The organism is Cyanobacteria bacterium FACHB-DQ100, from assembly GCA_014695195.1.
Taxonomy (GTDB): Bacteria; Cyanobacteriota; Cyanobacteriia; order Leptolyngbyales; family Leptolyngbyaceae; genus Leptolyngbya.
The window spans coordinates 78609-102588 of the sequence record JACJNW010000025.1; the positions used below are offsets into that span (position 1 = coordinate 78609).

Sequence of the window (23980 nt, forward strand, 5' to 3'; positions counted from 1 at the left end):
AAACCTTCTAAGTCTCACAATTGCCTTCTAAATCTCACCGCTATATAAGTTGTGTTTCAAAGCCCCGAAGCCGGGAACCTTAAAGGCGGAGGAATAAAAAATAGCAATGCAAGAAACTCAGTACATATTCTGTTCTGAAAAATGCTGAGCCAAACACTAGCGTTCCTGCTTTAATAGCACCAAGCCCCAAGACACATTTTTTACCCGTGAGGAAGTATGAGTATCAGTGTGAATGAAACCGCCCCGATCGTGCCAAAAGTACGATTAACGCATAAGACAATTCTGCAAGAGCCGAAGCGCAAGGAAACGTGGAAAGTTCAAGCGATCACAATGCTTCGGAGTGCCGCTTTGCCGATCGCGGGTGCCGCAGTCATGAATATTGCTTTTTTACAGACTGCAATGGCATTGTCCTATAACTCTACTGGAACACCATTTACTAATACGGGATTGGGGCTTCCAACGGGAATAGCAGTCGATAGCAGTGGCAATGTCTTTGTCTCGAATTTCGATACCGCTACTATATCAAAATATACTAGCAACGGCACTCCATCAGCGACATTTGGATCAGGTGCAAGCTTCGCTGGTATCGCGATCTCCAACGATGGAAGCGTCTTGGTTACGGACACAACCAACAATAAGGTACTGAAATATAGTAGCGATGGTACTACGTCAGCAGTGTTTACCTCATTGGACTTGGCTAATCCCTTTGGTATTGCGGTGGATAGCAGTGGAAATGTTTTTGTCACGAATACTAGCGATGTTACAAAAGATGTAAGGAAGTACAGTAGCAATGGTACCTCGCTTGGAATATTTGCTAATACAACATCGGGCTTGAGTAGCCCATTTGGCATTGCGGTTGACAGCAGCGGCAATGTTTTTATCGGCGATATTGATACCAGCAAAGTACTAAAATATAGCAATACAGGTACCCTATTACAAGCGCTTACGGTGGGTTTGCTCCCAAATAGTATCGCGATCGATAGCAGTGGTGATATTTTGGTGGCAGATAGCGCTGGCGACGTTGTAGTTCGTTATGACAGCACTGGTGTCGAGCGTCAGAGACTTAGTGGACTCACTGCTCCCTCTGCACTGGCAATCGATCGTAGTAACAATCTTTTGGTTGCAAGTTTTAATGAAAACACCCCTGTTATCACCCGTTTCGCTGGATCTTTAGAACCGATTACTCCTGTACCGTTTGGTTTTTCGCCGCTTTGGGCGCTGTTGCCAGCTAGTATTCGCTGCATCATCAAGCGATTGCAAAAGCGAAAGTAACCTGAGATAGCTACAAGACAGTTGCCTCCTAACTGAGAGGGCCTATTTAGCTTTTTATTCAAACACGAGCGTATCTACACAACGGGTCAAGGCAAATTAGAACAGACCTCTTGCGTGAATCAGTGAGAGGGTAGTAGAAGTAGGTCAAGGAGGACAAACTGATGACCTATGAACAGCTAAAACATCTAAAGCCAAGTGCGTTCAAGCGCCGATGCAGCGTATCTCCTGAAACGTTTACTCAGATGGTTGAAGTGTTGCGTCCCGACCTTGACCGGCGGAGAAAACGCGGGGGACAAGCAAAACTGAGCGTCGAAGACCAACTTCTGGTGGTGCTGGAGTATTGGCGCGAATACCGAACACAGTTTCATGTTGGCAGTAGCTGGGGGTTAAGCGAGTCGGCAGCCTGCCGATTGATTCGACGGGTTGAATCGTTACTGATGGCATGTCGATTCCTCTATCTTTTTCGGTTCAGTTGTCGCGCTTGGCTTTGGTGTTGCTGATTGACTCACTTTAGGCGGAGCCGATGGCTTAGATTGCGGCATTGCAGGTGAGTTTGCCAAAGCGATCGGCACTGCAAACCCCAGGACAGAAAGTTTTAGAAGAAGTGAGTACTTCGTGGGGCAGTGCCAACAAGTATTTTTAGCCGTATTTTTCACAGACAAACTTAGCGATGGCGAAGAATTTTGTGACAATTCTATCCCTGCTTCAGCCTGCCAATTCCCATAAACGAAATCCTATTTTCTGATTTGTACTTGCTGGTGTTTAAGCGATCGTGACTCTTGCTAAATCTCAAATGACAAGGAAATATCAAGTCTTTCAGGATATTAGAAAATGCGTCTCTATTAGTATCAGAAATGGGGAAAACCAGAACAGGTAAAGAGTAAAAAAGCGACATCCAATTTGCGAAACGATCTTCTGATTTGAGAGCGGTGGGTCAGAAATTTTTAAGGAAGCGATCGCTACAGCAAAAACAATTCTAAAAACGACACTTAATTTGCGAAGGATTTTTTGAGTAAGAAGCGACACCCAATTTGCAAAGTTAACTCTGCGACACTCAATTTGCGAAGGATTTCAAACGTCGTTTTCCTACTAAAAATCCTAAAAGTCCTAAAAGTCCTATCAGATAAGCACTCTATCTCACTGTTTTACGCGGCATTAATTTGCGAAGTGCGACATTTAATGTGCGAACGTACAAAAATCAACCATTTCACGCTCCCGATAAGGCTCATAGACCTTACTGGGAGCAGTTTTTTAGAAACCTCCAAAAAACTAGGTGTAATCTTTGGGCGAGTTCGGGATTCAGGTTGAGATCAGAAAAGTCATAAAAATTTGGTACTAGCGCCTTAACAACCTCCTATGAAGCTCTTATTGGGAATTGGGTGACTTGTGAAAGACTTATCCAGAAACGACAAAAGCCAGTCAATGACTGGCTTCTCATCAATCGGAGCGGCGGGACGTGATTCATTGAAGACTTAATTCTAGTACGGGGAAAATCCGTGTCTTGCCCTCGCATATGGCATGAAATATAAGTTTGCCAACTGGTCTAAAAATTCCGTAAACGATCGCTACAAAGTGAAAGGTGAATTGTCGTCGAAATTAAGTCTATTTTTAACGGATTTTATTATGGATACCTGAAATGGAACAGTATAAGCCCTCAGATACAGACGGTTACTCCGCTTCTCACCGAATTGTGATTGCTGGAGGTGGGTTTGGGGGTTTATATGCTGCTAAAGCCTTGGGACGTTTTAAACACATTGAAATTACATTAGTCAATAAGCGTAATTTTCATCTTTTTCAACCATTACTCTATCAGGCGAATTAGATCACTATGCGTTGAAACATGATTTTCGCAACATTGATACGAGAGAAACTCAGATTTTATTATTAGAAGGGCTAGATCGTGTCTTACCGCCTTATCCTCCTGAGCTTTCAACTGCTGCTGCAAAATCTCTCGAAAATTTAGGCGTTACAGTACAAACACAGTCCTTTGTGACAGGAATTACGGAGGATACGGTTATGGTTCGCCGCGGAAAACAAGCTGAGACAATTCAGGCCAAAACGGTGCTTTGGGCAGCAGGCGTTCGCGCTTCAGGAATGGGGAAAGTACTGGCTGAGCGGACAGGTGCAACGCTCGATCGTGTAGGGCGAGTGATCGTCAATCCTGACTTAAGCGTGCCAGGACAACCAAACATTTTTGTTGTTGGAGATCTTGCTCATTACAAGCACCAAGGTGATCAACCTTTGCCAGGAGTTGCTCCCGTTGCCATGCAGGAAGGCGCTTATATCGCTAAATTAATTCGATATCGTCTGCAAAGACGAGAATTGCCGTCCTTCCACTATTCAGATGTCGGAAGTTTAGCGGTGATTGGACAGAATGCCGCTGTGGTTAACCTGGGCTGGTTAAAGCTTTCTGGGTTTCTGGCTTGGCTAATTTGGGTGTTTGCCCATATTTACTACTTGATTGAGTTTGATAACAAGCTGATTGTGATGATCCAGTGGTCCTGGAATTACTTCAGCCGCAAAGGAGGTTCTCGCCTGATCACACAGGAGGAAGATCCGTTAAACCATTCAGAACTGGGAGGGAAGCTTGGCTGACGTAGTAATAGGTCTAGATCTGGGGACAGGAGGGGTGCGAGCGATCGCGGTTGATCTGCATGGGCAACTTATTGCTCAGACAACAAAAAGTTATCCCCTGTTCACGCCACAACCTGGTTGGACGGAGCAAAATCCGGCAGATTGGGTAGAAGCTAGTTTGGAGGCTTTATCAGACATCGCTCAACAGCTTGGTGAAAACCGTGCGATCGCCCTGGGCTTGTCGGGACAAATGCACGGTATGGTTCCACTTGATGCAGAAGGTCAGGTGATCAGACCCGCAATTTTATGGAATGACCAACGGACTGGAAAGGCGGTGGGAGAGATCGAAGCTGCAATTTCTCGCCAAGAACTGATTCAACGAACTGGCAATCCTGCGATCACAGGATTTCAGCTTCCAAAGCTCATCTGGTTGCGAACGCAAGAGCCACAAGCCTATGCCCAAGTTCGGCAAATCTTGCTGCCCAAGGATTATTTGGGCTATGTATTGACTGGAGCAGCCGCTACAGAACCCTCCGATGCTTCAGGAACAGGCTGTTTGAACTTAGCGAATCGACAGTGGGACATCGATATTCTGAATGCGCTTGAGATTAATTCAGCATGGTTTCCACCTGTAGTGGAGTCCACCGCAATCGCTGGACGCTTGAAACCAGCGATCGCAACACGCGTGGGGCTACCAGACGGATTACCAATCGTTGCTGGAGGAGGTGATAATGCAGCCACCGCAATTGGGTTGGGAATTTCAGCCAGTAATCTGAATCGAGGTAGTCTGAGTATCGGTACGTCGGGCGTGATTTTTGCTCCTCTGGAGCGTCCCATCCCTGATCCAGAGGGGCGAGTGCATTTGTTTTGTCATGCTGATGGCGGCTATCACTTGTTGGGTGTGACGCTAGCGGCAGGTGGCTCGTTGCGCTGGTATCGAGACACGATCGCTCCCCAGATTGCCTTCGCGGATCTGATGCAGTTGGCGGAAAGTTCACAGCCTGGTGCTCGTGGTGTTTTATTTCTGCCTCACCTTGCGGGAGAACGCAGCCCTCATCTTGATTCAGAAACTCGCGGAGCCTGGGTAAATCTAGCCTTAGCACATTCGCAAGCTGATCTGATCCGGGCTGTACTGGAAGGTGTGGCATTCAGTCTAAGAGAAGCCTTAGATGTGATTCACGAAATAACTCCCATGCAGCAACTCTTGGCAACGGGAGGAGGGGCACGATCGAGCGTTTGGTTGAAGATCCTGGCAGATGTGTTGCAAACAGAATTGATTGCGCCCAAGGCTGAAGAAGGTGCTGCTTATGGAGCCGCAATTCTAGCAATGGTAGGAGTTGGGGCATATTCCAATTTAGAAGCTGCATTCAAGATCCTGCCCCAGGCTGAAGACGTTGTACAGCCCCAGAAAAATCTAATGTATGAGCCTGTGTTTCAAAAATATAAACAATTATATGAAGCCCTGAAAGCAGTGCGTTGAACAATCCGCTGCAATCAACAGCAATTCACATTATTGATGTAGCAGTAACAAATCAGGCATTTGAAAAAGTGATTGATAAACGAGTGCTGCACCCCGATCGCGGGCAAATCCTCGGAACATGGATGAATAGCTATCAATCTCCAGCCTTGGGGTTTATCAAGGACGACTGTATGAGGTTTCAATTCACTCAGTCGTTTTTGATAAATTGGCGTTGCTGAATGCAAGTATGGTTTGCCCTCATCCCCAACCCTTCTCCCTAAGGAGAAGGGAGCTAGAAACCTCTTGTTCCCTCTCCCTGGGGAGAGGGCTAGGGTGAGGGCGAATCCGAGATTCATACTCAAATTCAGCAATGCCGATAAATTCTTGGTTTATGCTCTATTGCACTTACACTTTGGCAAGAATTGCTTCAGCAACCGCTTTGTCAGTGACCAACCCTGTAATGAGCTTGCCACGCATAGCGGCTAGAATGGCTTCTGCCTTTTTTTCACTACCTGCTACACCAATAACCAGGCGCTGAGCTGGTTGCTGCAAGGGAACGCTAGCTACTCGACTATTGATTCCTTCTTGTAATAAAACTCCGTCGCGATTATATGCCCAGCCTGCAATCTCTCCAACTGCTCCCAGCTCAATCAATTTAGCAACTTCTTCATCGTTAATAAAGCCGTCTTGATGGAGCGGGGCATTCCAGGCAAGATGGCTAATCCCAACAAATGTTGCTTTAGCTTGCTCTGCTAAGGTCTTTACGGTAATAAACGATCGCTGTGTCTGTAGTAGCTGCCGTTCTTCAATGCTGGTCGCAACAACCGGAGTGGGGACAGGATAAGCTTGAGAACCAACGCGATCGGAGAGGTGCATCACAACTTCATGACGACCCGCACGCCCATAGTGAGACAGGTTGCCGATAATGGAGATAATTTTATGCTGAGGTTGATTCATTGCTGGAATCTGTTCCACCATTGCTCGCAATGTTCTTCCAGAAGAAAATGCCAGAATGGTTGGGGCTTTTGCAAGCAAATAACTCTCTAGGTAATTAGCAGCACATACCCCAATCCCATTAAACCGATCGACATTGCGATCATCACTGGGAACTACTTCACATAAGGACAATTGAAATTTTTCCCGTAATGATTCAGCTAGCTCTATACATTCTCTTAAAGGATGATCAAGGCGAAACTTGATCAGTTTTTCGCTAACAGCCAATGCCACTAGGCGTTGAGCTGCCTGACGGGAGACATTGAGTTTATTGGCAACCTCTTCCTGAGTATTGCCACCAATGTAATAGAGCCAAGCTGCATGAGCCGCGAGATCCAGTTTACGATCGCGCCGCTCAAGAAAAGTTTCTTCCATATCTCATCATCTGGGAAAACGCATCTGTCTAAAGAGAGCTTTGAGCATATGCCCAAAATTACTATATTTGCTCAAAGTTCTCTGTAAACTCTATTACATTATCCTCAATAAAATCTACAGAGCAGGTAATTTTTGAGAAGTAAGACGTTCACGATCGACAGTAACGACTCAAAACCCCGAAGTCGCTATTGACCTCCCGTAATGTCCAGGTTAAATCCTGTAATGTAACTTGCTTCATCACTCATGAGAAAAGCAACTCCGTTGGCAACCTCTTCTAAACTGCCCAGACGGCGCATTGGCACTGAATCAATCATTTGTTGTTCTACAACTTTAGGGTCTGCATCAAAATACTGAGAACCTACTGCTGCCTGCAATTCAGTTTGCCGTGTCCACATTACACCTGGTCCAATCAGTGAAGGTGAGAGAGAATTCACTCGAATTCCGTAAGGTGCTAAATCCTTTGCAGCAGTTTGAGTCATGCCAATCACTGCAAACTTGGAAGCTGCATATGCCAGCATATTCGGAGGTCCATCAACTCCTGCATGGCTCGCCATGTTGACGATAGCTCTGCTACACGGGTACGTGCCCGCGCCGCCGCCTGAATCGCGGAGCTGCTGAGCGGCAGCTTTTAGAACGTGAAAAACGCCAACGACATTGATATCAATCACCTTTTGAAAATCATCCTCTGGATAGTCCTCAGTTTTGGCAAATGCTCCTTGGTAGCCAGCATTATTGAAGACGTAGTCAATCTGTCCAACCTGCGCTACAGCACCAGAAAATGCTTTTGCCACGCTGTCTGCAAGCGTCACATCACAGTGAAATGCAACAAGGGGGACATTGTACTCCTTTAAGTCCTGCACTACCTCTGCCATTTTGGTTTCATTTAAATCCAGCAGAACTACTCCAGCACCATTAGCTGCAAAGCGTTGTGCCGTTGCTTTTCCAATATCTCCAGCACCCCCTGTAATTAAGATAGTTTTTCCCTCAAACGAATAAGTTGCGCTTGCCGTCACGGTTTTATCTCCTTGTTAATCAAGAATTGTTTCAAATATCAATGAACGATTTAGTTTTAGAACTGAGGTCAGTATGATTTCTATTATTGAGCTTTTGCCCAAAAGCAGAGCATAAAATCAATATTACTTGCTCGATCTTTAATATAAGGAGCTAGCGATGCGCACACCTCGCTTCGCCAAAATCATCGTTGTGTTCCTGATTGGCATGATGTTGACGCAACTGTTGCATGCTTGTTCATCAGGTTCGCGAGCGGCAGAAAAAACAAGACTCACGATCGCCACAGTCAATAATGGCGACATGGTGATCATGCAGGAGCTTTCCAGTCACTTTGAGAAAGCTAACCCCGATATTCAACTGAGATGGGTAGTGTTGGAAGAAAATGTATTGCGCCAGCGGGTCACGACTGATGTTGCGAGCCAAGGTGGGCAATTTGATGTTTTGACGATCGGTTCTTATGAGACACCGATCTGGGCAAGACGCGATTGGCTAAGATCCTTAAATCTGCCTGCTAGCTATGATGTAAACGACCTGTTGAAACCCATTCGAGAAGGGCTTTCCAATGACGGCAAACTCTATGCTGTGCCGTTCTATGGCGAAAGTTCGATGCTTTATTACCGCAAGGATTTATTTCAAAAAGCAGGAATTACAGTTCCTGAACAGCCCACCTATCCTCAAATTAAAGAGTGGGCAAGTAAAGTTCATGATCCCAAAAATGGGGTTTATGGCGTGTGCTTACGGGGTAAACCGGGTTGGGGTGAAAATATGGGATTCATTTCAACGCTCGTGAATACCTATGGTGGTCAATGGTTTGACATGAAATGGAATCCGACGATTAATACACCCGCTTGGAAAGAAGCGATCAACTACTATGTGGATCTGATGCAGAACTATGGTCCCCCTGGCGCAAGTTCTAATGGATTCAATGAAAATTTAGCCTTGTTCTCAACGGGCAAGTGCGGAATGTGGGTTGATGCAACCGTTGCGGCGGGACTACTCTCGAACCCGAAAGAGTCCAAGGTATATGACAAGCTGGGTTTTGCTCGTGCGCCGATCGAGAAATACCCTAATGGTTCAAACTGGCTCTGGGCATGGGCTTTAGCAGTTCCTAAAACCTCGAAATCACCAGAAGCAGCAGAACGATTTATTGCTTGGGCCACCTCGAAGGAGTATATCCAGCTGGTCGCTGACCAAAATGGTTGGGTTGCTGTACCACCGGGTACTCGCACTTCCACCTATCAGAATCCTAACTATCAAAAAGCCGCTCCTTTTGCCTCGATCGTGCTGCGTTCTATCCAATCTGCTGATGTTACCCGTCCGGCTGCTCAACCAACGCCCTATAAAGGCATTCAGTATGTGGATATTCCAGAATTTCAGGCGATTGGATCATCGACTGGGCAGACGATCGCGGCTGCGCTGACCCGTAGTACCTCTGTCGATCAAGCGTTGCAACAATCCCAAAGCACAACGGAACGCTTCATGAGACATACAGGCTACATCCAGTAGGAACAGATTTAACAGCAGCTTTCAAGATTACTCAAGATTACTAATGGCGAAAAATCTGTTCTTACTTTCTGACCAACGTGGTTCAAAAACAATTAATTTGCGGTCTTTAAAGCTATGTCTTCAATAGTTGTAGAACGTCACCCCGAAACACAACCCCCTAGACAGCGAACTCATCGTCAGGCATCAACCTTACCGCTAATTGCGCCTTCCGTCATTGCTCTGCTGCTCTGGATGATTGTGCCGCTGGTGATGACCATCTGGTTTTCTTTCCAGCGATATAACTTATTAAATCCCGATGCACAGAAATTCATTGGAATTGAGAATTTCACCTTTATCCTAAGTGATGCGGGCTTCTGGATTTCGATTGGAACTACGATCGTTCTCGTCGTTGCAGTTTTGGCGATTACGATCGGTCTCGGTACATTACTCGCCGTCCTGTTTGACCAAGACTTTCCCGGTCAGGGAATTGCGCGGGTACTTGCTATCTCTCCCTTCTTTGTCATGCCCACAGTCAGTGCATTGGTTTGGAAGAATATGCTAATGCACCCAGTCAATGGGCTGTTTGCTCAGATTACAAGAGGGTTGGGCTTAGGCGCGATCGATTGGTTCGCTAACTTTCCATTGCTAGCAATCATCATCATTGTGTCGTGGGAGTGGTTACCCTTTGCATTGTTGATCTTATTGACAGCGATTCAGTCACTTGATCACGAACAGCTAGAAGCGGCTCGAATGGATGGTGCAAATGCGATCGCTCTGTTTCGGTTTGTAATGTTACCACACCTCAGTCGTGCGATCGCCGTAGTGGCAATGATTGAGACGATCTTCTTCCTCACCATCTTTGCGGAAATTTTCGTAACGACTGGAGGTGGTCCTGGTTTAGCAACAACTAACTTAGCTTATTACATCTTCCTGAAAGCACTCCTGGAATTTGATGTGGGCGGTGCTTCAGCGGGTGGCTTGATTGCCGTAATTCTGGCAAACATCGTCGCAATCTTCTTGTTGCGGAGTGTGGCTCGTAATTTGGATACTTAATTGGGGCACTTAAAATGGCACGTAAAAATTCTCGTAAATGGCTGTGGGCAGTGCTTGGCTGGTTAGCTGCTTTACTCCTGTTTTTCCCAATCCTCTGGATGTTCATCACGAGCTTCAAAACAGAAGTTGCTGCGGTTGCCACACCGCCTCAATTATTCTTCCAGCCAACATTGGAAAACTATGCAACGATTCAGGATCGAGCGAATTATGCCAATTATGCGTTTAATAGCATAGCAGTTTCCCTCGGTTCAACAATCCTTGCACTGCTGCTTGCTATCCCTGCTGCCTATGCGATGGCATTCTTCCCAACCAAGCGCACCAAGACAACCTTAACCTGGATGTTGTCCACCAAAATGCTACCGTCTGTTGGTGTCCTGGTTCCCATCTACATCCTGTGCCGAAATGCTGGACTGCTAGACACTCGCCTTGCCTTAATTATTATCTACACATTGAGCAATTTACCGATCGTGGTTTGGATGATCTATAGCTTCTTCAAGGATGTCCCAAAAGAGATTCTAGAAGCCGATCGCATGGATGGCGCAAGCACCCAACAAGAGCTTCGTCATGTATTGCTCCCATTAGCATTACCGGGAATTGCTTCTACTGCACTGCTGTCCATTATTCTGTCCTGGAACGAAGCCTTCTGGAGTTTGAATCTAACCACATCTGATGCAGCTCCACTCACTGCATTTATTGCCTCATTCTCCAGCCCGCAGGGATTGTTCTGGGCAAAACTTTCTGCTGCATCAACATTAGCGATCGCACCCATTCTCATCTTTGGTTGGTTGAGCCAACGACAGTTAGTTCGAGGTCTCACCTTTGGTGCCGTCAAATAGCATCTGCTTGTTTGTAATCATTGATAGGAGCAGTTCATGTCTACAGTTACTTTAAGAAATATCCATAAACGGTACACCGATACTGAAGTCATCAAGGGCGTTGATCTAGACATTCACGATCGTGAGTTTGTTGTGTTCGTCGGTCCCTCTGGCTGCGGAAAATCAACGTTACTTCGGATGATTGCGGGATTGGAAGAAATCTCCTCTGGCGATCTGTTCATCGATGAACAACGAGTGAATGATGTGCCGCCGGACAAGCGCGGATTGGCAATGGTGTTCCAGACCTATGCGCTCTATCCCCACATGACAGTGGCAGAAAATATGGCATTCAGTCTACGGCTCTCTGGTATGCCAAAAGCGCGACGACTGGAACGGGCGCGAGATGTTGCTCGTATCCTTCAATTAGAACCCCTCTTGAACCGGAAACCGAAAGAGCTATCGGGTGGTCAACGTCAACGGGTAGCGATCGGTCGGGCACTCGTTCGGAATCCGAAGGTGTTTTTGTTTGATGAACCCTTGTCAAACTTAGATGCAGCTTTGCGAGTGCAGATGCGGCTGGAGCTATCGAGCTTACACGATAGCTTGCAATCTACAATGATTTATGTCACGCACGATCAGGTAGAAGCGATGACGCTTGCCGATAAGATTGTTGTATTGCAGGGCGGCATTGTGGAACAGGTAGGGTCGCCACTGGAACTCTATCATCATCCCCGGAATCTATTCGTGGCTGGATTTATTGGTTCACCTAAAATGAACTTTCTCCCAGTTACAGTATCAGCCGTCAATGATTCCGGTACAACAGTTCAACTTCCAGGCGGTACTCGCGTCACAATTCCAGTTAGACCTGGAAGCCTCTCCACTGGAGATAGCGCAACCTTAGGAATTCGACCAGAGCATTTAGGACTGGATCACAACAATCCAACCTTAACAGGTGAGGTACTTGTGGTAGAACAACTGGGTGGAGAAACATTTCTCTATGTCAGGATTGCTGGCGGTGACACATTGGTTGTGCAAACTGATGGTGACAATCCTAGTCGTACACACGATCGCGCATTTATCCAGGTGAATGGCGAACTTTGCCATCTGTTCAATCAAAACGGTGAGGCTGTTCCCAAGGCTCGTCGTCACCATTTAACACTGGATGACTCCCATGAACCACAATATCAAAACAGAATCAGCCATCAAGCTGAATGAAGCATCTCTTGATCGTTTAACGAGTGATGTTCGCATTCCCCAATATGATCGTCATCAAATCACAAATGGAATTATCCACATTGGTGTAGGCGGATTTCATCGAACCCATCAAGCGCTCTATCTTGACGATTACTTTCACCAGCATCCCAACAGTGATTGGGGCATTTGTGGAGTTGGCTTGCTGGATTTCGATCATCGGATGCGAGATGCTTTGAAGTCACAAGATTGCTTATACACCTTAGTAGAGCGATCGCCCGAAAGCGATAATGCTAGGGTCATTGGTTCTATTACACAGTACCTATTCGCACCAGAGAATCGGCAAGCTGTGATTGATGCATTAGCCCATCCCCAATGCCGTATTGTGACACTCACGATTACAGAAGGAGGCTACTACTATATCGAGGGCAGCGGTGATTTTGATGTCAATCACCCAACGATTCAGCATGATTTACAACATCCAGATGAACCCATTGGTGTATATGGCTTTTTGATTGCTGCATTAGATCAGCGTCGTAAACAGGGATTAGCGCCCTTTACTGTCCTGTCTTGTGATAACTTGCAGGGGAACGGCAATATTGTCAAAAAAATGCTAACGACTTTCGCAGAAATGCGCGATCCAGAGTTAGGTCGTTGGATTGCTGACCATGTTGCCTTTCCAAACTGTATGGTCGATCGCATTACTCCCGCTACCACTCCATCGGATATCGAAATGGTTCGGCACCAGTTTGGCATTGAGGATGCTTTTCCAGCCGTTGCCGAACCTTTTCTTCAGTGGGTGATCGAAGATAACTTCTGTTCAGGTAGACCAGAACTCGAAGTGGTGGGCGTTCAATTTACGAATAATGTTCATCCTTACGAGATGATGAAAATCCGCCTGCTCAACGCTAGCCATCTGCTCATTGGCTACCTAGGCACACTGATGGGCTACTCCTATGTCCATGAAACGATGGCAGATCGGTTAATTCGACAAGCAGTTGAACAGTTGATGGAGGAAGTGACGTCCACCCTTCAGCCTGTTCCTGGAATTGATTTGGACAACTATAAAAAGACGTTGATTGAGCGATTTGCAAATCCCAAAATCCGAGATCAGCTTCCACGCTTGTGTCTCAATAGTTCAGCTAAGTTACCTAAGTGGGTGCTCAGTTCACTGCGGGAGAAACTACAGCAGGGTGGATCAATTGACTATTTAAGTTTGACGATCGCTGCTTGGTTCCGCTATTTAAATAGGCAGGATGACCAGAAGAAGCCAATTTCAATTGATGATCCAATGGCAGATGCTCTAACTCAACGTGCCCAAGCAGGCGGTTCCAACCCCAGTAGCCTCCTCAGGTTATCTGAACTTTTTGGCGATCTCCCACAGTCTTTGCGTTTCGTTGAGACAGTCACGAATCATCTCCGCAATCTATATGACGTCGGAGCAAAAGAAACCTTAATAGGGCTGCTTCAAGTTCATATTATGAGGTGAAATGTATTTAGAGGTCATTGGATAGTATCGGAGTGCAACCAGCTGAACAGGCTCAGGACCAGAAGGCATGATGTAACTCAATTGCACCAAGTTTTGTTGCACTAGTACGATCGCTCGATGCCAAATACATTAGTGAGGTTCTATGACGCTCTTATTGAGCACTGGGTGATCCCTGAAAGCCTTACCCAGAAACGACAAAACCCCCTGCTAGAGGAGGTTCTGTCAATCGGAGCGGCGGGATTTGAACTCACAACCCCTACTACCGCAAAGTAGAAAAAATATTGTAAAAACTGCTTATTCACAGCACTTTTTGTCTTCCACTCAGACTGGTATACCAAAAAATATTCCAATCTCTATAAGAACACTATAGGAATTGGAATATTTTTTGTACCAGTCTGACTTGTTTGAATTCAAACATTTGAGACCACACTCAATCTGGGAACGCTAAACTCGTCTCTTATTCCCAATGGCGATGGAAGAAATCGATTTTTTAATGAACTCTGAACCCGCGATCGCGCCGATGCTGATCGGAGCAGGGCTGTATTCTGGCGTTAATGCTTTGGCTAGTGGCTTGGGGATTTGTAGCTGAGTGGTGGGATTTGATGTATCCTGAACTGTCCATCCAGAACCGAAGCTATTTTGTGCAGCAACCCTCCTCGCCGCCGCCTAAACCAGTTCCTCTTTCTCAGTCTCGAACGAAATTAACCCGCTTGAACAATAAGATTGAATCACCCAGCGCTGTTCGATTGCGCTGGATGCATGGGGCGGGAAAAAGGCTGTTTGGTCTACTCTGGAGGACTTTCTTTAAGTCCTCAGATTGCTCTGCGCTTCCGACTCATATTGCAGGGGATGTGCCTTTTCACCTGTTGCAGCAAGGACAAATTCAAGCTTGGAACAGATGGATGAGCCAACGCAACTTCCCCCAGCTGAGCAACACTATCGACCTCAGCGGTACCGATCTCAGCAGAGCTAATCTCCGGGGTGCCTACCTCTTCAATGCCAACCTCAGCGGTGCCGACCTCAGCAGGGCTAATCTCCAGGGTGCTTACCTCTTCAATACTAACTTCAGCGGCGCCGACCTCAGCGAAGCTAATCTCCGGGGTGCCGATCTCAGCGAAGCCAATCTCAGCGAAGCCAATCTCAGCAGGGCTAACCTCAGCGGTGCCGATCTCAACGGCGCGAATCTCAAGGGTGCTGGTCTCGATGGTGTAATCGTAGAGAGCACTTTTTGGTGAAGAAAAAATTCTTTACGGCTCTGAATGCAGTGGTTTTAGAGAACGCGATCGGTGTCGTTAATTTCGCGATCATATTTTCTAACCGCTTAAGTCGAGACTTGAAGCTATGCGAGATTAAACGCCCTCCAGAAGGATAGGGTTCCTTCCTCACCTTCAAGCTTTTAAGATGCATTTACCCTGTACTAACCCCACGTTCATTTGACGAGCTACCGGAGAGAACTTAAAAACATCTACGTCTTAAGGCTCAAATATAAAAAAAAGTCTATGCAAAACAAGATTTCAGAGCAGTTGCTGAGCTAAACTACAACCGGATAAGCAAATATACTCCCTATACTGCCTCTGTAAATTCTGGCTCGCCAGACAGAGAGGCGATGGGTTTACTAATTTCTTGTGCTTGTTTTTAAATTCAACCGTTATTTATGCGAACCAGTCAGCAAATTACGACAGAAATTGAGCAAAAGTTCGGGTTCTTCCCCCCTTTTTTCTCTCCTGCCTTACAGACTCCTCAAGTATTAGAAAATTTATGGCAACAAACCTGTTCTGCCTACGTTGACAATCCCCTTCCCGCCCTCTTCAAGGAGAAATTGTCTGCCTATCTATCGCGTTTCTGTCCAGTTCCATACTGCTTGGTGTGCCACACCTGCTCACTCCGGGAGTTGGGAATGCAAGCGCAGGAAATATTAATGCTGCTTGAGACGGCTCCCCCAACTGCCCAAGCTGTAGATGAGCATCTTCGGCTCCTGACTGCTCAAAACGAGTTATTGAGAGTGTTATCCCAGCTTAATGCAGTTCTCGAAGCAAGTCTTCTGGATTGTGCCATCTTTATTGCCTTGCATACAGATGAGGCTGACAGCTGTCGGCAGGCGTTGCGGTGTGTTTTAGGGAGCGAGAACTACCAATATCTAGTCACCTTTATTGCTTATGTCAAAACCTGCCATGAGTGGATGGAGGCGCACTCAGAAGTATCATACGCGACGGATAAGCGAGCTCAAGATCATCTTAATGGCTTAATTTCTGAAGAGCCTCAGATCGCACACTTTTTCGAGACGTATTGGGACAGAGCTAAACAAGAACGACTCGAGTGGTTGAAGAAGCAGTCAACTGTAGGATTGCAAGCAGATGAGTTGCCTCAGTCGCCCTTTGCCCAAGCGTTTCACTTTGCTTCGGAGGGCATTTTGCTCAGCGATCCCAATCAGCCTGATAATCCTATCATCTACGCAAATCCTGCCTTCTCAAAGCTGACAGGGTATGAACTCGAGGAGATTAGAGGTTCCAATTGTCGATTTTTACAGGGTTCAGACACTGATCCAGAAGTTGTCGCGCAAATTCGTGAGGCGATTGTACAACAACGGGAAATTCAAGCCACGCTTTTGAATTATCGTAAAGATGGTCAGCCCTTTTGGAATGAGCTCAAACTTGCTCCTGTGCGCGCAGATACAGGTCAGCTGCTCTATTTCGTTGGGATTCAAACCGATGTCACCGAGCGAAAAGAGAGTGACGCACAACTGCAAGCAAAAGCCACCCTTCTGGATCAGTCACAGAATGCCATTCTTCTGCTGAGCTTAGACCATCGGATTCTGTTTTGGAATAGCAGTGCAACTCGATTATTCGGTTGGACGGCTGATGAAGCAGTAGGATGTTGCTTTGACAACCTAATTTTTGAAGGGGTTTCTCCGCAACTTCACCAAGCTCAATCCCTGGTTCTTGAACAGGGAGCGTGGCAGGGTGAGCTTCAGCATCGCGCAAAAGATGGTCGAAAAGTCATTGTTGACAGCTATTGGACATTAATCCGTGTTTCAGTAGGACAGCCTCAATCTATTCTCGTCAGTAGCACCAATATTACTGAGAGAAAGCAGACCGAAGCGCTACATCAACGCATCCAACGGTTTGAAAGCATTAGCACGGTAACGAGTGGGATGGCGCATCATCTCAACAATGCGTTGACGCCTGTTCTAATGTCAATCCAACTATTGGCGAACAAACTGACCGATGAACAGAGTAAAAGACTTTTGGCAATTCTGGAACAAAACACAAAGCGTAGTGCTGATGTTATCCAGCAAGTCTTGTCCTTTGTAGGAGGGCTGAAGGGCAATAGAAGTCCCCTAGCCGTGGCGTTCTGGCTATTGGAAATAACAGAGAGCCTTGAGCAAAACTTTCCAGGCAATATCCGAGTTCAAACAGATGTTGCAGTTGACCTTTGGACCATTGCTGGAGACCCATCGCAACTCCATCAAATGCTGCTGAATCTTTGCCAAAATGCATGTGATGCGATGCCAGACGGTGGCATTTTACGCATCTCTGCAGAAAACACATGGGTTGATGCAAATCTAGCGCGCACAAGTATAGATGCGTCAACCGGTGCCTATGTGGTGCTAACTGTCTCTGATACTGGAATTGGCATACCGCCTGAGAACTTGAATCGGATCTTTGAACCCTTCTTCACAACCAAAGCGTTTGGGAAGGGGACAGGGCTCGGGCTATCCCTAGTGGTAGGAATTGTCAAAGGGCATGGAGGGTTCATCACCGTAGAAAGTGAACCCCACAAAGGTGCTCAATTCAAAATCTACTTACCTGCTCTGGAATCACAACTACGGGTGCTTGCGAACTTTTGGTGATTTGGGCTCGGAAAGGCTATTCAGCCGTTGACTTTGGGCTCTTGCAGGCAGGAGCCCAAACAGCTTGACGTGCGATCGGGCTTCTTGTAGATCACCAAATTTGAGTTGATTCTGAAATGGTGGTGATCAAACCCCCTCTAAAATGGCTGAAATGCTGATTAACTAAGGTTTCGTTGTGGTGTTCAAACGATAGCGATCGCCCCCCAAATGCACTGCACCTGTTTTCCTTGAGAGCCAATGCTCCGCATTCCATCCGTGAACAGAACTCCTCCAGTTGTGCGGAATGTTGAAGCGATCACACAGTTCCGCCTCTGTCAGAATCTCGCTCTTAGCGATCGATTGGACTGCTGTTTTATTTGCACCTGCGACACGAGCAAAAAGATCGGAAACAATTCGCTCCAATTCCCTAACTCGATCGGCAAGGTTCGGTGATGGAGTATCGCCCAAATATTGCGCAATCGTATCCCCCAAATAATTCTCATCATCGTGAGCGGTATAGTCCCCCTCAGCTATGCGATCGCTCGGGTGACTGACGAGTTTTGACTATGGCAGGCAGGCGGAAAATGGTGCGTTCAGATTTCGCCAAGCGGTGAAGAAAAAGTTCTCTACGGTTCTGAATGTAGTGGATTTAGATAGCGCGATCGATGCTCGTTAATTTGTGTGAGCGACCTATTAATAACTCTGACCCCGCGATCGCGCCTATGACGACTGGTTGATACTTGGGTTAGTAGCTTGGGGATTTCTGGCAGAGCGGCGGGATTGATGAGCGGTTACGGCGCGATCGTTCCTTAGATGTGGGAATTCTTGAGCCATCCCAACTACTCAAACCTCTGTAACTACGGCACAATTGCTGTCTGAATTTGCCCGGACTATTGTTAATGCAATAATTCGTTCAAAACCTACGGCATGCTAAGGGTAATACCTACTGGCTCCCAACCGCCAGCATTCGGCGTAGCGCTGGAAGCCTTTTCAGTGCCCGGAATAAACAAAAGACTCGCTTCACCGATCGCCTCTCCCGGCATCAGCCCAAAAAGCGGGTTAAACTTACGGTCTTCTTTCATCTTGAGCGCTTTGTCGCCCGTTGTAGCAGTGATTCGGTAGCGTCCAAGCGGAATATTGTGAATACTGAAATTACCCTTAAACCCGATCGGCTGGCGAATGACGAAAGTTCTTCCCGCTGTACCGTCAAGCATGTTGCCTTCGGGCGTTAAGGTGATTTCGATAATCGAATCTTCGACAATGCTGCCTGCAGCTATATTGGGGTCGGTCTTTTCGCGTGTGTAATAAGAGACGCGAATCGAACCCCCGTAATAACTTGATGAGACATACGGATTTTGGCTGACATTTTCAGGGCTGGTAATGCCATAAGGCAGCAGCACAAAGTTTTCCACCGCACCATCAACGGTTGTAAAACTTTCCAATTTTCCGTCCACTGGATGCAGACCCATTGCTGCGATGCCGTCGCCCCATTTGAGTTGATAACCTGCATTGTAGTAATGCGCCGAACCTTTCGGAACGGCAAACTCATAATACCCGTTTGCGTCGGTTTCGCCCTGCGCACCTGAATAATGACCGGCAAAATACGAAGCACGAATCCCGATGGTCGCGCCCTTCAGAGGATTTCCCGACAAATCTTTCACATAACCGCGCACTTTTCCAGCCTTTGGCGCAAGCTGAGGAAAATTCGGCATCGCTGGTGTTTTGTCGCCCATCACGTTGACGAAATGCGCATCACGCTCAACGTTCAAAACCGTCGGTGTGCCACCCGATGACGTCGAAGCGGTTTGGTTGTTCATCCGATTTGTCAAAGTTAAGTCTAGACTAGAAGGATCGTCAAACTGGGTATGGTCGACAGTGGAACCATCGACTGATGCGCCGTTTAAGACGACTCCAGCTTTCGGAACCGATGCAAAAGAAAAAACACCTAGGGTAGTCAGGAGAGCGATCGTGCAGAATTGGCGGTTCATGGTTGACCTCTTGTTGTGTTCGTAAAGTTGAGATGCAGCGAAGTCCTGAATGTCAGCGGTTTGCCTGATATCGCTCAAGATAGAGAATAAATGGGGAGAACTAGAGAAGAAGCATGACAGCTGTTTTCAGAATAAACGGGGAGAACTAGAGGAGAAGCATGACAGCTGTTTTCAGACGAATGGTCGGACAACCACTCCTTACTCCGATGAAATAGACTTACACCGCTTCATTCGTCTATTTCACGGCTGAGAAATGGAAGCTATGCAACGGAGAGACTTGAGATACTAGATAACCATAAGCAGCCATAGCCTCTCATCATCCGCTTCGCTGGGTCAGGGAGGTGTGCTGTGATTCTGTCAACGGATTATTTGTCGCTGTGCCTTTAATCTCTAATGGTCAAGCCGCTTCGTCACTAGAGCATTCAACCACGGAGCCTGGCTCCGATGTCTGAGATCGTCAGTCTGCCACACGCTGACAATGTTCAACTGAGGATGAGCGCTCATCGCGTCACTAATCCGGGTTGTGTGGCATCTTTTAATCCTGAAACAGTGTCTTTGTGCTTCCCGATCGCTCTTGCGTATTCACTCAACCCACCACAATCAAAAAGCCCTGACCTTTAGGATTGCCTTTATTTTTACGGCTCACCGTAAAAAGCCTGAGACTCATACGAGATTCAAGATAAGACCATTAATAAGCCTGGTTAATGAGTACATCTGCTCTGTCCCGGTGCGATGCGTTGATCGAATTTGGGGGAACGCGATCGCAACTTAGCCCAAATAGTTCAGTTTTAGTCCAGGCTTTAAGATGACGAATTAAAAAAGCGTACAATCCTTATTTTGCAGACGGTCTTGATTTAGAAATATTGTTGAACTTTTGCTGTGTGAGCAGAAGTTCAAAGCATTTTTCAGGAAATCCTGGACTCGTCAACGCCCGAAACCCTATATAAATGAGGGGATTCAGCGATTTAAGGTGCAATACAAATCTGGACTATTTTTTGCGCCGTTAGTCCGGCTTATCCAGAGCAGAAGGCTTAAGCAGTTCTTATCGATTCATTCAGAGAAAACCTCTCTCGATCCGGTTCCAAAAACGAAAGACTTTCACTTTACGCTGTTTTTGTCTTTAACCGAGAATTATTGAGGTATGGGAGATAAATACATTCACTATCATGAAGGCAAAAGAAATGATAGAGATTTTTTTCAATTGGATACTTGTGATAGGTCTGGTACAAATCATCTTCTTCAGTGTGTAAATTAAGTCTAAGAAGAATAACAGGATTTTGGTTGATACCTTGATAAGCTTTGATTGCTCCAATTTGCTGAAACGGAAGAATAGCTGTATAGAAAGATTGATGCTTGGGAACGACTCCAATTACAAGGTCATCTAACTGCAAATACTGTTTTGCATATAGATACATGATTTTATTGAGATGTAACGGAATAGTAAAATCTCTGTATCTAAAATTAGGGTCTGATGCCAACGCTCCAATTTCTGCAAATCGCCGTTTTTGATGACGAATAGTAGCAAGTTCTTCCTGATAAATACAGTCCATAGGTAAGCCTAATTCGGAATCAGGAGACAGAGCCATTGTTGTTACTACTTTGTCATTGTGTACACCAATAAATATTGTTGAATTTTGTAAGACGTGAAGGGGATGAAGTCGCATTCCTGAAGGATGAGGATTCATGTATTCTATTTGAATATAGGCATTATAAACTAGCTTAAATGCCTGTTCTAACTCTGACTTATTTTCTGCAATCTTAAATATAAGATTACCAAGTTTACTCTCATCAATTTTGATTTTTTCTCTTAATGCTGAAGCTTTTGAAGCTTGAGAGGTAGCTACTGATGGGCTATTTTTTACGGTTAACAATGCTCTAAACCTCAGTTCGATATTTTTATAGATTAGGAAACAATCGGGGAGAACTAGGGGACACTGGCGCTCGAGAATCTACGCAAAATCGAGGATGTTTTAGGCGTAGATTTTGGGGTGAGTTTCGATGAACTGGCGCAAACGAGATCAGAGGTAAAAGTTAATGCCTGAGTCATTCGAGAAGCAAACGCTTAAAACGATCGTTGATCTGCTGTCAGTCATGCGAGATAACGACAATCGAAACTTTGATCGCGTCACCGCATCGATCGACGCTCTTGCGCTTAACATTGCCCAATTGGCAGCACAACAGAAGCAGACATCTGCGAATTTAGAAAAATGGGGCGAACGTACCGAGAAATCGATCGATAGATTAACTGAGGCAATTCGAGAAACGAATCAAGCAATCAATGGACATCTGGCGGTAGCTCAGCAGCAGAGCGCAAACATCGAAGCGCTAACAAGACTTGCGACCGTTCTCGTCTCTCGCACTGCCTACTTCGCAAAATTTCCAAGCATTCCTACCAAATTTCTAAAGTCATAAATCTCGTAAACGTAGACATAGCAAGCATCCTGCGGATCGAGGCAGTTTCGATCGTTGGACTAAGGCGTGATCGGTGTTAGTCCAGAATTGGTGCGATCAAATTTATCGGCTCAACTTATCGATCAACTTTTTTCTTTCCAGAAATCCTGTAATTGTCCCCAATCTATCGAGAGGAAATGCCACCCCATTCAAGCGAGTGGCGACCAGTTCTAGTGCGATCGTACTTATCGCAAGAAAAGCAGGGGATAATAGAGCAAATGTTCTAACCATAGATTATGAGCAATCGAGATTTAATTTTGTCACTGCATCAAAACATCGAGGAACTGAAGCGCCGTCATCCCGATCGCTGGCAAATGATGTTGAACTCGATTTCAACTAATCCTAATTGTCCCTTCGTTGAAATGAGCCGAGAGCAAGTCCCAGCAGCGGCAGCGACAAAAGCACCTAAGATCAAGTTCTCTGAAGAGAGAAATTCAACAAGCGGATGATTGAAGTGTGGCTCACGGCAAAATGCCAGAAGAATCCAGAATTGCACCTCAATGCAATCCAACGGTTTCAGGAATTACACCCCGGAGCCGTTCCCATCAGAGGTGGGAGGAAGAATATCGCCTAAGATATCTGGCAACGTTGCCTTACTTGGAATGTAGTGACCATAGTGTTCAAAAATCATTTTGAGAGACGTGCGCGTGTATTTTGCAACCGTAGCGGGATCTTCACCTTGTTTTAGCCAATAGCTGATGAGGGTATGACGAGAGGTATTTGGTTTGCGGTAGGGGATGTCTAGCTCGCTGAGAACGGTTTTCCAAGCTCGGTTGCGGAAGTTTGCGTTATCCATATATCCACCCTTCCGAGGCGTTGGAAAGATTAACGCTTCTGGCTTTACGTCGAGCGCACGTCTTCTCAATAGCATTTGCTGAAGACTTTTACTGAGTGGGACAAAACCCGCTTCACCTGCCTTAATTTGCCGTAAATCCCCACGGTTGTAGGCTTTTCCAAACCAAATTTGGGAACAGTCTTCTGTGACATCAACCCAAGTGAGCGCGATCGCCTTCTCAATTCGACATCCAGTACAAAGCAAGAATTCTGCATAATCCGCATAGTAGCTATATTCTGGGTACGTTCTGAAATGCTGGATGATGCGCTGCACTTCCTGAACTGTAAAGGGTTGAGGTTTTTTAACCTTGCCGCGTGGAACTTGTTTAACGACCTCGATCCAGGGATTTTCGCTAACCATCTTTCGAGCGATCGCCCATTCCCAAGCGGTTTTAATTGCGCTTAAGTATTGCTTGAGCGTAATCGGCGCAAGTTTCTCTGACAACCAAGATTTAAACTTCTCGCAGTCAGATTCTGTCAAATTCCCGGCATAGCGCTCTCGAAAGTAAGTCTTAAGGTTGCTAAGTACCCCGTGATACTTGTCTAACGTTTGGTTTGCAATTTTTCCGCGCTTGTATTCAATGTGTCGTTCAAACAATTCATATACCTTGATTGGCGTATTGCCATGCTTCTCCGAGCGGTATTTGAACAACGTTGGATCAAACATCCCATACTCGATATCGCGTTCGATCACAGACGCTCTCATTTGCGCTTGAGCGCGATTTGTGGCGTTATCTCTGAGACCCAAGCTTAAACAGTACCGCTTCCGCTCATGCGTCCAACGCAGGCGCAAATTTCCGCGCATCTCTTCAATCTTGACTTCAACCTTGTCTCTCGCCATTCGTGGTATACGGCTCAATTGGTGGACTAATTGGTATACCGAATCTTATACCACTACCCCGATGGAGACCGCATTAAAGCGTACCAGAACGAACAAAGATACCAGTGTGTATACCACTGACTTTCAAATTCCTAGAAACGACAAAAGCCAGTCAATGACTGGCTTTCATCTAATCGGAGCGGCGGGATTTGAACCCGCGACCTCTACTACCCCAAGCTTTGGTACTTACGAATAAGGCTAGTCATAATCGCAGTTCCAGGCTTCATAAATATTTAGAGTACAATTCCGCAACAATCTGTTCAAAGCCCTGGCGGGGAGTT

At 46.2% G+C, this 23980-nt stretch carries 17 protein-coding genes and 2 pseudogenes; 13 read left to right on the top strand and 6 right to left on the bottom strand.

All coding sequences use genetic code 11. From position 1 onward, the window contains the following. The first annotated feature begins 216 nt into the window (after positions 1-216). The 4 genes and pseudogenes from H6F51_10190 (at position 217) to xylB (ending at position 5326) form a co-directional block, all read left to right on the top strand. Positions 217-1272 (top strand): NHL repeat-containing protein, encoded by a 1056-nt coding sequence (locus H6F51_10190; protein MBD1822860.1) that lies wholly within the window; start codon positions 217-219, stop codon positions 1270-1272. Between the two features lie 161 nt (positions 1273-1433). Continuing rightward, positions 1434-1712 (top strand): annotated as a pseudogene (locus H6F51_10195) (transposase family protein). Positions 1713-2908: 1196 nt separating this feature from the next. Further along, a pseudogene (locus tag H6F51_10200) lies at positions 2909-3867 on the top strand (FAD-dependent oxidoreductase). Further along, positions 3860-5326, top strand: coding sequence for a xylulokinase (gene xylB, locus H6F51_10205; GenBank protein ID MBD1822861.1), 1467 nt, complete (start codon positions 3860-3862; stop codon positions 5324-5326). Before H6F51_10200 ends, xylB begins: the two are co-directional and overlap by 8 nt. A gap of 384 nt (positions 5327-5710) precedes the next feature. Here the strand turns inward: xylB and H6F51_10210 are convergent, their stop codons facing one another. Both H6F51_10210 and H6F51_10215 read right to left on the bottom strand, forming a co-directional pair. After that, a complete protein-coding gene (locus H6F51_10210; protein MBD1822862.1) occupies positions 5711-6673 on the bottom strand; it encodes a sugar-binding transcriptional regulator in 963 nt (320 codons plus the stop codon). A 185-nt stretch (positions 6674-6858) separates the two neighbouring features. After that, complete coding sequence (locus H6F51_10215; GenBank protein ID MBD1822863.1) at positions 6859-7686, bottom strand: SDR family oxidoreductase; 828 nt, start codon at positions 7684-7686, stop codon at positions 6859-6861. A 157-nt stretch (positions 7687-7843) separates the two neighbouring features. Between H6F51_10215 and H6F51_10220 the strand changes: the two genes are divergently transcribed. The 7 genes from H6F51_10220 to H6F51_10250 all read left to right on the top strand — a co-directional run bounded on the left by H6F51_10220 (position 7844) and on the right by H6F51_10250 (position 17567). Next, a complete protein-coding gene (locus H6F51_10220; GenBank protein MBD1822864.1) occupies positions 7844-9190 on the top strand; it encodes a sugar ABC transporter substrate-binding protein in 1347 nt (448 codons plus the stop codon). A 114-nt stretch (positions 9191-9304) separates the two neighbouring features. Continuing rightward, entirely contained in the window at positions 9305-10222 is a 918-nt protein-coding gene (locus tag H6F51_10225; GenBank protein MBD1822865.1) for a sugar ABC transporter permease, read from the top strand. Positions 10223-10236: 14 nt separating this feature from the next. Further along, complete coding sequence (locus H6F51_10230; protein MBD1822866.1) at positions 10237-11058, top strand: carbohydrate ABC transporter permease; 822 nt, start codon at positions 10237-10239, stop codon at positions 11056-11058. 36 nt (positions 11059-11094) lie between these two features. After that, positions 11095-12252, top strand: a complete 1158-nt coding sequence (gene ugpC / locus H6F51_10235; GenBank protein ID MBD1822867.1) for a sn-glycerol-3-phosphate ABC transporter ATP-binding protein UgpC — start codon at positions 11095-11097, stop codon at positions 12250-12252. Continuing rightward, the gene (locus H6F51_10240; protein MBD1822868.1) at positions 12209-13717 is read left to right on the top strand and encodes a mannitol dehydrogenase family protein; all 1509 of its coding nucleotides are present in this window, start codon (positions 12209-12211) and stop codon (positions 13715-13717) included. The genes ugpC and H6F51_10240 overlap by 44 nt, the downstream gene beginning before the upstream one ends. A gap of 554 nt (positions 13718-14271) precedes the next feature. Beyond that, positions 14272-14952: a pentapeptide repeat-containing protein gene (locus H6F51_10245; protein ID MBD1822869.1), complete on the top strand. Its 681-nt coding sequence runs from the start codon at positions 14272-14274 to the stop codon at positions 14950-14952. A gap of 767 nt (positions 14953-15719) precedes the next feature. Beyond that, entirely contained in the window at positions 15720-17567 is a 1848-nt protein-coding gene (locus tag H6F51_10250) for a PAS domain S-box protein (protein MBD1822870.1), read from the top strand. A gap of 162 nt (positions 17568-17729) precedes the next feature. On the opposite strand, the gene H6F51_10255 is transcribed toward H6F51_10250, so the two are convergent. From H6F51_10255 to H6F51_10265, 3 genes are all read right to left on the bottom strand, one after another. Beyond that, positions 17730-18038, bottom strand: coding sequence for a hypothetical protein (locus H6F51_10255; GenBank protein MBD1822871.1), 309 nt, complete (start codon positions 18036-18038; stop codon positions 17730-17732). A gap of 428 nt (positions 18039-18466) precedes the next feature. Next, a complete protein-coding gene (locus tag H6F51_10260; GenBank protein MBD1822872.1) occupies positions 18467-19534 on the bottom strand; it encodes a hypothetical protein in 1068 nt (355 codons plus the stop codon). Positions 19535-20637: 1103 nt separating this feature from the next. Next, complete coding sequence (locus H6F51_10265) at positions 20638-21405, bottom strand: hypothetical protein (GenBank protein MBD1822873.1); 768 nt, start codon at positions 21403-21405, stop codon at positions 20638-20640. Positions 21406-21568: 163 nt separating this feature from the next. Here H6F51_10265 and H6F51_10270 point away from each other — a divergent pair, with 163 nt between their 5' ends. Continuing rightward, on the top strand, positions 21569-21946 hold the full coding sequence (locus tag H6F51_10270) for a hypothetical protein (protein MBD1822874.1): 378 nt from the start codon (positions 21569-21571) through the stop codon (positions 21944-21946). 562 nt (positions 21947-22508) lie between these two features. Here H6F51_10270 and H6F51_10275 read toward each other — a convergent pair. Further along, positions 22509-23660, bottom strand: coding sequence for a phage integrase SAM-like domain-containing protein (locus H6F51_10275; protein ID MBD1822875.1), 1152 nt, complete (start codon positions 23658-23660; stop codon positions 22509-22511). Between the two features lie 61 nt (positions 23661-23721). Between H6F51_10275 and H6F51_10280 the strand changes: the two genes are divergently transcribed. Beyond that, entirely contained in the window at positions 23722-23895 is a 174-nt protein-coding gene (locus H6F51_10280) for a hypothetical protein (GenBank protein MBD1822876.1), read from the top strand. The last annotated feature ends 85 nt before the right edge of the window (positions 23896-23980 follow it).

What these genes read in the sequence shown, in the direction of transcription:
- H6F51_10190 (MBD1822860.1), top strand. Translation starts at nt 217, where the DNA reads ATGAGTATCAGTGTGAATGAAACCGCCCCGATCGTGCCAAAAGTACGA.
- H6F51_10210 (MBD1822862.1), bottom strand. Translation starts at nt 6,673, where the DNA reads ATGGAAGAAACTTTTCTTGAGCGGCGCGATCGTAAACTGGATCTCGCG.
- H6F51_10220 (MBD1822864.1), top strand. Translation starts at nt 7,844, where the DNA reads ATGCGCACACCTCGCTTCGCCAAAATCATCGTTGTGTTCCTGATTGGC.
- H6F51_10225 (MBD1822865.1), top strand. Translation starts at nt 9,305, where the DNA reads ATGTCTTCAATAGTTGTAGAACGTCACCCCGAAACACAACCCCCTAGA.
- H6F51_10230 (MBD1822866.1), top strand. Translation starts at nt 10,237, where the DNA reads ATGGCACGTAAAAATTCTCGTAAATGGCTGTGGGCAGTGCTTGGCTGG.
- ugpC (MBD1822867.1), top strand. Translation starts at nt 11,095, where the DNA reads ATGTCTACAGTTACTTTAAGAAATATCCATAAACGGTACACCGATACT.
- H6F51_10240 (MBD1822868.1), top strand. Translation starts at nt 12,209, where the DNA reads ATGAACCACAATATCAAAACAGAATCAGCCATCAAGCTGAATGAAGCA.
- H6F51_10245 (MBD1822869.1), top strand. Translation starts at nt 14,272, where the DNA reads ATGCTTTGGCTAGTGGCTTGGGGATTTGTAGCTGAGTGGTGGGATTTG.
- H6F51_10260 (MBD1822872.1), bottom strand. Translation starts at nt 19,534, where the DNA reads ATGAACCGCCAATTCTGCACGATCGCTCTCCTGACTACCCTAGGTGTT.
- H6F51_10270 (MBD1822874.1), top strand. Translation starts at nt 21,569, where the DNA reads ATGCCTGAGTCATTCGAGAAGCAAACGCTTAAAACGATCGTTGATCTG.
- H6F51_10275 (MBD1822875.1), bottom strand. Translation starts at nt 23,660, where the DNA reads ATGGCGAGAGACAAGGTTGAAGTCAAGATTGAAGAGATGCGCGGAAAT.
- H6F51_10280 (MBD1822876.1), top strand. Translation starts at nt 23,722, where the DNA reads ATGGAGACCGCATTAAAGCGTACCAGAACGAACAAAGATACCAGTGTG.